The 1,050-nt window shown below is 60.2% G+C and carries 1 protein-coding gene; it reads right to left on the bottom strand.

The features are described from left to right. Window positions 1–16: 16 nt before the first annotated feature. Window positions 17–956, bottom strand: a protein-coding gene (locus CQ13_RS41140; protein WP_156433724.1) for an IS630 family transposase whose coding sequence is annotated in 2 segments (ribosomal slippage) — window positions 17–619 and window positions 621–956 — 939 coding nt in all. Because the reading frame shifts where the segments join, the coding sequence is not laid out codon by codon here. Window positions 957–1,050: the final 94 nt, after the last annotated feature.

The raw sequence follows: 1,050 nt of genomic DNA, 5'->3' as shown, positions 1-1,050 counted from the left end.
CTAAAGCGTGATGGCATTAGCTTCGATAGCCTGAGTTTTTGAGGTAATTGGCGCATTCTTCGGGTGTGAAGGCGTCGAGGACCTCAGCGATGGCGGTGCAGACCGTATCGACGGTTCGGGCGGCAGCCTTTCGCAGCAGATGCTTGAGCTTGGCAAAGACCTGTTCGATCGGGTTCAGGTCGGGTGAGTATTTTGGCAGGAAGAACAGCTTAGCGCCGGCGGAGCGAATGAGCTGACGCACGAGCTTGCCTTTGTGGCTGCCGAGATTGTCCATGACGACGACATCTCCGGGCCGAAGGGTGGGCAGCAGAACCTTCTCGACATAGGCCCGGAAGCTCGCGCCGTCGATCGGCCCCTCGATGAACCATGGTGCATCGATCCGGTCATGGCGCAGGGCCGCTAGGAAGGTCATGGTCTTCCAGCGGCCATGAGGAACCTTGGCGGGGAGCCTTTGCCCGCGTGGCGACCATCCCCGCAAGGAAGCCATATCGGTCCGCGTCCAGGTCTCGTCGATGAAGACCAGCCGCTCAGCTTCGACGCGACCTTGATACTTTGTCCACTGGGCGCGCCGACGCGCCACGTCGGGACGATCGCGTTCGCCAGCCACCACGCTTTTTTTTGAAGCTGAGCTTCTCGGCGTGCACGAAGTCCCACACCGAGTGGTAGTCGACCTTCAGGCCGCGTCCGGCAAGCTCGGCAACGAGCCCGCGCAGGGTGAAATCGTCGTTCCTGATCCGCTGCGACAGCCAGACCGCGTGGTCTCCCGAAATCACCTTCGGTTTGTGACCGCCCATCTGGCCAGGCGCAACGCTGCCGGTCTCATCGACCCGCTTCATCCAGTTGATTGCCGTGCTGATCGCGACCCCAAAATGCTTGGCTGCCTGATTGCGGGACATTCCGCCCTTAATCGCGGCCACGACACGCTTGCGAAGATCCACAGAGTAAGGCTTGCCCATCCATGCTGGCCTCCTTCCCAGCCAGCATGGTGAATCAGAAACCCGCTGATTTGGGAATCCCAAATCGATTCAGCCTAAACTCATCCCGCTTTAG

The sequence above is a fragment of the Bradyrhizobium retamae genome (genome assembly GCF_001440415.1).
Lineage (GTDB): Bacteria > Pseudomonadota > Alphaproteobacteria > Rhizobiales > Xanthobacteraceae > Bradyrhizobium > Bradyrhizobium retamae.
The sequence above is the reverse complement of the archived record's forward strand: the minus strand, read 5'-3'. Positions and strand labels throughout refer to the sequence as shown.